At 55.7% G+C, this 7,470-nt stretch carries 6 protein-coding genes; all 6 read right to left on the bottom strand.

Going from position 1 to position 7,470, the window contains the following annotated elements; all coding sequences use genetic code 11:
• Positions 1 to 322: NADH-quinone oxidoreductase subunit NuoI (gene nuoI / locus RTM06_RS22295; RefSeq protein WP_312184738.1), on the bottom strand; the 322-nt coding region annotated here is incomplete at its 3' end.
• An 11-nt stretch (positions 323 to 333) separates the two neighbouring features.
• The gene (nuoH, locus tag RTM06_RS22290; protein WP_008105140.1) at positions 334 to 1,311 is read right to left on the bottom strand and encodes an NADH-quinone oxidoreductase subunit NuoH; all 978 of its coding nucleotides are present in this window, start codon (positions 1,309 to 1,311) and stop codon (positions 334 to 336) included.
• The gene (nuoG, locus tag RTM06_RS22285) at positions 1,308 to 4,031 is read right to left on the bottom strand and encodes an NADH-quinone oxidoreductase subunit NuoG (RefSeq protein ID WP_312184737.1); all 2,724 of its coding nucleotides are present in this window, start codon (positions 4,029 to 4,031) and stop codon (positions 1,308 to 1,310) included. The genes nuoH and nuoG overlap by 4 nt, the downstream gene beginning before the upstream one ends.
• A 99-nt stretch (positions 4,032 to 4,130) precedes the next feature.
• Positions 4,131 to 5,471 (bottom strand): NADH-quinone oxidoreductase subunit NuoF, encoded by a 1,341-nt coding sequence (gene nuoF / locus RTM06_RS22280; RefSeq protein ID WP_176519213.1) that lies wholly within the window; start codon positions 5,469 to 5,471, stop codon positions 4,131 to 4,133.
• Positions 5,472 to 5,473: 2 nt separating this feature from the next.
• A complete protein-coding gene (gene nuoE, locus RTM06_RS22275; protein WP_008105146.1) occupies positions 5,474 to 5,989 on the bottom strand; it encodes an NADH-quinone oxidoreductase subunit NuoE in 516 nt (171 codons plus the stop codon).
• Between the two features lie 2 nt (positions 5,990 to 5,991).
• Positions 5,992 to 7,470: NADH-quinone oxidoreductase subunit C/D (nuoC, locus tag RTM06_RS22270; protein ID WP_312184736.1), on the bottom strand; the 1,479-nt coding region annotated here is incomplete at its 5' end.

Genomic DNA, 7,470 nt, shown 5'->3' with positions numbered 1-7,470 from the left:
CCTCTTCACACAGGCCGCAGAAGATGCAGCGTGAGAAGTTGATGCGGAAGAATTCCGGATACCAGCGTCCATCTTGCGTCTCGGCTTTCTGCAGTGAGATACAGCCGACAGGACACGCTACCGCACACAAGTTACAGGCAACGCAACGCTCTGCGCCGTCCGGATCGCGCGTCAGCACGATACGGCCACGGTAGCGTGGCGGCAGGTAAACCGGCTCTTCCGGATACATTTGGGTTTCGCGCTTGGCGAAGGCATGCATGCCTATCATCCAGATACTGCGCACTGTCGTGCCGAAGCCAACGACAATATCTTTTAAAGTCATCTCAATGTCCCTTACTGCGCGGTGTACAGAATCACTGCGGCGGTCGCCAGCAGGTTCAACAGCGTCAACGGCAGACACACTTTCCAGCCGAACGACAGCACCTGGTCATAGCGTGGACGCGGCAGCGCAGCACGAATCAGGATAAACATCACCATAAAGAACGCTGTTTTCAGAGCGAACCAGATGAATGGCGGCAGGAACGGGCCGTGCCAGCCACCGAAGAACAGCGTCACGATCAGCGCTGAAACGGTGGTGATCGCCACGTATTCACCGACGAAGAACAGGCCGAACTTCATACCGGCGTATTCGATGTGGTAACCGTCCGCCAGTTCCTGCTCCGCTTCTGGTTGGTCAAACGGATGACGGTGACATACCGCTACGCCCGCGATGCAGAAGGTAAGGAAGCCGAAGAACTGAGGAATGATGTTCCACAGATGCGCCTGGCTTTCGACAATGGCATTCATATTGAACGAGCCGGCTTGCGCCACCACGCCCATCAGTGACAGACCAAGGAACACTTCGTAGCTCAGCGTCTGCGCCGATGCACGCATCGCACCCAACAGTGAGTATTTGTTGTTACTCGACCAGCCAGCGAACAGCACGGCATACACCGCCAGACCCGCCATCATCAGGAAGAACAGCAGACCGATGTTCAGGTCAGTGACCATCCAGGTTGGCGAAACCGGCACAATGGCGAAGGCCAGCAGCAGCGATACGAAGGCGATAACCGGTGCCAGCGTAAAAATGAAGCGGTCGGTAAACGGTGGAACCCAGTCCTCTTTAAAGAACATTTTGATCATGTCGGCAGCCAGCTGCAACGAGCCGCCCCAGCCAACACGGTTCGGTCCGTAACGGTTCTGCCACAGGCCGAGCAGACGACGCTCGGCAAAACTCATGAAAGCACCGCAACCGACTACCACCAACAAGATGACCAGCGCTTTGCCGATGTTGATCAGGATTTCAATAACGTCCGGTGTCAGCCAACTCATTGCGCGGCCTCCTGCAGTTTGTCAATTTGCGCACCTGAGAGGAACGGCGGCACACCCGGCATACCGAGCGGTAAACCAACCTGCCCTGCTTGCAACGACGCAGAGAAACGTACCGGCAAGCGCAGTGTTTCGCCCGCACAGACCAGCTCAACGGAAGCACCGTTATTGACGCCCAGTTTCTCAGCATCAGCCGGGTTAATCACTAGCGTGGCTGGTGACATGCGTTTCTTGAAGGTGGTTGAACGCTGAGTCATCTCCTCGCTACCAAACAGCTGATAGTAAGGTGCGACGCGCCACTGGCTGCCTTCAACAAAGCTTTCCGGAATCGCGGTAAACCACGGCAGCGAGCGATCGCTGGCTTCGAACAGACGTACGCCTGGATCGCCATGACGCAGTTTGCCGCCCACTTCAGCCTGGAACTTGTTCCATGCTTGCGGTGAGTTCCAGCCTGGCGCCCAGGCAAATGGAATCTGCGAACGCGGTGCGCTTGGTTGGTTGTTACCTTCCATGGAGAAGGCAAACATGGTGTCTTTATCTTGCGGCTGACGCGGTTCATGCACGCTGATGTTGGCGCGCATTGCTGTACGGCCACTGTTACGGTGCGGTGATCGTGCCAGTTTTTGACCGCGGATTCGGAAGCTGGCGTCTGGCGCAGCATCCTTAATGCCTTTCAGCTGCGGCAGCGCCGCAACGGTGGCATCAATCACGTGATCCAGCTGAGTCCAGTCGATGTGACGGCTTTCAACCGCGCTGTGCAGCGAACGCAACCAGCGCCAGCTTTCCAGCATCACTACGCTCTCATCGTAATAAGCGGGATCATAAACCTGGAAGAAGCGCTGCGCGCGGCCTTCGTGGTTGATTGAGGTGCCATCACTTTCCGCGAAGCTGGCGGTGGAGAGCACTAAACCGGCTTTTTCCAGCGTGGCGGTGCGTTGATGATCAACCACAATCACGTTAGCGGTAGTATTCAGCGCCGCATCGACGTTGGCTTTAGGTGCATGACGATAGAGATCGTTTTCCAGCACCACCAGCGCATCAGCTTCGCCTTTGCTCAGTTGTTCCAGCGCGCTATCCAGCGATTGACCGCCCATCAGGCCGAGGCCAAAACTGTTCGCCGCGCCCGCAAGGAAGGTAATACCGACATCGGCACCGCGCGCTTTCAGGGCTTTCGCCACGTTAGCAGCGGCTTCAATCATCGCGATGCTACCGGAATGGGTTCCGGAGATAATCAGCGGTTTTTTCGCACCTGCTAACGCCTGAACCACCACATCAACTTTGCCGTTGAGTTTGCTGTCGAAGTCGCTGACTGCCGGCGCACTTTCATCCAGCGCATTGGCAATCGCGAAGCCAAGACGCGCCTGATCTTCCACCGGTGCGCGATAGCTCCATGCAGCGATATCATCCAGGCGGGTTTCATCGACGTTGGTGACGAACAGCGGATGTTTGGCATGCTGACCGATATTAAGGATTGCTGCGATCTGCCAGTCAGCCACTTTCTGCGCTGCTGCCATCTCACGTGCTTTGCCTTTTACTGCCTGACGTACAGACAACGCCACGCGTGCGCCAACCTGAGTCAAATCTTCACCCAGCACCAGCACCGCATCGTAGCTTTCAATTTCACGCAGTGATGGCGTGTAGATGCCGCCGTCCTGCAGGACTTTCAGCATCAGTTCAACGCGAGCCTGCTCACCTGCTGGCATACCGGTTGAGAAGTTGGCTGCGCCTACCAGCTCACGCAACGCGAAGTTGCTTTCAATGCTGGCGCGCGGGGAACCAATACCAATCACTTTTTTCGCCCGGCGCAATACATCCGCCGCCGCATTCACCGCTTGTTCAGCATTCAGGCTGACCCAATCGTTGCCGCGTTGCTGTACCGGATGACGTGGACGATCTTTGCGGTTGACGTAGCCGTAACCGAAACGACCGCGATCGCACAGGAAATAGTGGTTTACGGTGCCGTTGTAACGGTTTTCGATACGACGCAGTTCGCCGTAGCGCTCGCCTGGGCTGGTGTTACAACCCACGCTGCACTGCTGACAGATGCTTGGCGCGAACTGCATATCCCATTTACGGTTATAGCGTTCGGAGTGCGTTTTATCGGTGAATACGCCTGTCGGACAGATTTCCACCAGGTTACCGGAGAATTCGCTTTCCAGCGTGCCATCTTCCGGACGACCAAAGTAGACGTTGTCGTGAGCGCCATAGACGCCGAGATCTTTGCCGTCAGCATAATCTTTGTAGTAACGCACGCAGCGATAGCAGGCGATACAGCGGTTCATTTCATGCGAAATGAACGGGCCGAGATCCTGATTCTGGTGGGTACGTTTAGTGAAGCGATAACGACGGAAACTGTGTCCGGTCATTACCGTCATATCTTGCAGATGGCAGTTACCGCCCTCTTCGCACACCGGGCAGTCGTGAGGATGGTTGGTCATCAGCCATTCCACCACGCTTTCACGAAACTCTTTGGCTTCGCCATCGTCGATGGAGATAAAGGTGCCGTCTGACGCTGGAGTCATGCAGGACATGACAAGGCGACCGCGGGTATCTTCGGCATTCTGGAATTGCTTCACCGCGCACTGGCGGCAGGCCCCTACGCTTCCCAGCGCCGGATGCCAGCAAAAATAAGGAATATCAAGGCCCAGAGAGAGACACGCCTGCAGCAGGTTGTCCGCTCCGTTCACATCATATTCTTTACCGTCTACATGGATTGTAGCCATAGTGAACATGCTTCCGTAAGGCTCGCCCTAGGACGAGCGTTAAACATCTAATTCTTTCCCCACGCCATTTCGGCGTGAGGTGAGTTCCGTGTCGGCTGATTACCAGCGCGCTTTCAGCAGGTTCGGCTGAATACCGCCGATGGCTCGGGTATTGCCAAACACCTGCGGCGCAATGCCAGCTTCAAACTCTTCACGGAAATATTTAATCGCGCTCTGCAATGGCTCGACGGCGCCCGGTGCGTGGGCACAGAAGGTTTTACCTGGGCCAAGCTGACGGCAGAGTTGCTGCAGGGTTTCGATATCACCCGGCTGACCTTTCTTCTGCTCCAGCGCACGCAGGATCTTCACGCTCCATGGCAAGCCATCGCGGCACGGCGTACACCAGCCGCAGGATTCGCGCGCAAAGAACTCTTCCAGGTTACGCACCAACGAAACCATGTTGATTTCGTGATCGACCGCCATCGCCAGCGCCGTACCTAAACGGCTGCCGGCTTTACCAATGCTGGCAAACTCCATCGGCAGATCGAGGTGCTGATCGGTGAGGAAGTCAGTTCCTGCGCCGCCTGGCTGCCAGGCTTTGAATTTCAAGCCATCGCGCATGCCGCCGGCGTAATCCTCGAGGATTTCACGCGCGGTGGTACCGAACGGCAATTCCCAGACGCCAGGATTTTTCACGCGACCGGAAAAGCCCATCATTTTGGTGCCGGTGTCTTCGCTGGTAGAGATGTTTTTGTACCAGTCAACGCCGTTAAGGAAGATGGCAGGCACGTTCGACAGCGTTTCCACGTTGTTAACGCAGGTCGGCTTGCCCCACACGCCAGCACTGGCCGGGAATGGCGGCTTAGAACGTGGGTTGGCACGACGTCCTTCCAGCGAGTTGATCAATGCAGTCTCTTCGCCGCAGATATAACGACCTGCACCGGTGTGGACGATCAACTCGAAATCAAAACCGGTACCAAGAATATTCTTGCCGAGGTAGCCGGCTTCAGTGGCTTCGGCAATCGCGCGACGCAGATTGACGGCCGCTTCGATGTACTCACCACGCAAGAAGATATAGCCACGATAAGCTTTCAGCGCGAACGCACTGATCAGCATACCTTCCACCAACTGGTGCGGCAGTTGCTCCATCAGCAAGCGGTCTTTATACGTGCCCGGCTCCATTTCATCGGCATTACACAGCAGGTAACGGATGTTCATGGATTCGTCTTTCGGCATCAGGCTCCACTTCAGGCCGGTGTTAAAGCCCGCGCCACCGCGACCTTTCAGGCCGGAGTCTTTGACCGCCGCGACGATTTCGTCCTGGCTAAAATCTTTCAGCGCTTTTTCTGCGCCGACATAACCGTTTTTACTGCGATATTCATCGATCCAGATCGGCTGCTTGTCGTCACGGAGACGCCAGGTCAGCGGATGCGTTTCGGCAGTACGAATGATCTGTTTAATGGTCATTGATACTGCTCCAGCAAGTTAGCGATGCCTTCAGGCGTCAGATGAACGTGGGTATCTTCATCCACCATCATGGTTGGCCCTTTATCGCAGTTACCGAGGCAGCAAGTGGGCAGCAGCGTAAAGCGACCATCCGCCGTGGTTTGGCCCGGCTTGATGTTCAGCTTCTGCTCCAGCGCATCCTGAATCCCCTGATAACCCGTAATGTGGCACACCACGCTGTCACAGTAGCGAATGACGTGACGGCCAACCGGCGTGCGGTAGATTTGGCTATAGAACGTCGCCACACCTTCAACATCACTGGCAGGAATGCCCAGAACGTCGGCGATGGCGTTAATCGCGCCATCTGGCACCCAACCGCGCTGTTTCTGCACGATCTTCAACGCTTCGATCGAAGCGGCGCGTGCATCTTCGTAATGGTGTTTCTCGTGCTCGATAGCGTGATGCTCGGCCTCGCTCAGCACGAAGACCTCTGTAGGGTCGATGGTGTGAATAGCAATTTTTTGATCGTGCATAATTAGCGGTCCACGTCTGACATAACAAAATCGATACTACCGAGGTAAACGATCAAGTCGGATACCAGGCTGCCGCGGATCACCGATGGGATCTGCTGCAGGTGCGGGAAGCTCGGCGTACGCACGCGGGTGCGATAGCTCATGGTGCTGCCATCGCTGGTCAGGTAGTAACTGTTGATCCCTTTAGTCGCTTCAATCATCTGGAAGGATTCGTTGGCCGGCATGATTGGGCCCCACGAAACCTGCAGGAAGTGAGTGATCAGGGTTTCAATGTGCTGCAGCGTGCGCTCTTTCGGCGGCGGCGTTGTCAGCGGATGATCCGCTTTGAACGGGCCTTCAGGCATGTTGTTCAGGCACTGTTCCAGAATGCGCAGTGACTGCCACATCTCTTCCATTTTCAGCTGAACACGGGTGTACGCATCACTGATGCCAGCGCCAACCGGAATCTCGAAATCGAAGTTTTCGTAGCCTGAATACGGACGCCATTTACGCACGTCAAAATCTAAACCGGTGGCACGCAAACCTGCGCCGGTGGTGCCCCACGCCAATGCTTCATCCATGTTGTACGCCGCAACGCCTTGCGAACGGCCCATCAACACGGTATTGCGCAGTGCGGCTTTGTCGTACTCTTTCAGACGCTTCGGCATCCAGTCGAGGAAATCGCGCAGCAGACGTTCCCAGCCTTTCGGCAGGTCATGCGCTACGCCGCCGATGCGGAACCACGCCGGGTGCATACGGAAACCGGTAATTGCTTCCACCACATCATAGATTTTCTGACGGTCGGTAAAGGCAAAGAACACCGGCGTCATCGCACCGACATCCTGAATAAAGGTAGAGATATAGAGCAGATGGCTGTTGATGCGGAACAGCTCAGAAAGCATCACACGGATTACATTGACGCGATCCGGAACGGTGATGCCAGCCAGTTTTTCCACCGCCAGCACGTACGGCATTTCGTTTACACAGCCGCCAAGATATTCGATACGGTCGGTATACGGAATGTAGCTGTGCCAGGATTGGCGCTCGCCCATCTTCTCAGCACCACGATGGTGGTAGCCGACATCGGGAACGCAATCGACGATCTCTTCACCATCCAACTGCAGAATGATACGGAAAGCACCGTGCGCAGAGGGGTGGTTTGGACCGAGGTTGAGGAACATGAAGTCCTCATTGGTGGTACTGCGCTTCATGCCCCAATCTTCAGGCTTAAAGGTCAGCGCCTCCATTTCCAGATCTTCTTTCTGCTTGGTCAGTTCGAAGGGATCGAACTCGGTGGCACGCGCCGGGTAATCTTTACGCAGCGGATGGCCTTCCCACGTCTGCGGCATCATGATGCGCGTCAGGTGCGGGTGACCATTGAAAGTGATGCCAAACATCTCCCAGGTTTCACGCTCATACCAGTTGGCGTTGGCGAAAATTTTGGTGATGGTTGGCACATTCAAATCGTTTTCAGATAAAGCAACCTTGAGCATGATGTCGCG

Source organism: Pantoea sp. CTOTU46764 (assembly GCF_031974595.1).
In the GTDB taxonomy this organism is placed as follows: Bacteria; Pseudomonadota; Gammaproteobacteria; order Enterobacterales; family Enterobacteriaceae; genus Pantoea; species Pantoea trifolii.
Note: the sequence above shows the minus strand (reverse complement) of the source record. Positions and strands in the feature narration are given on the sequence as shown.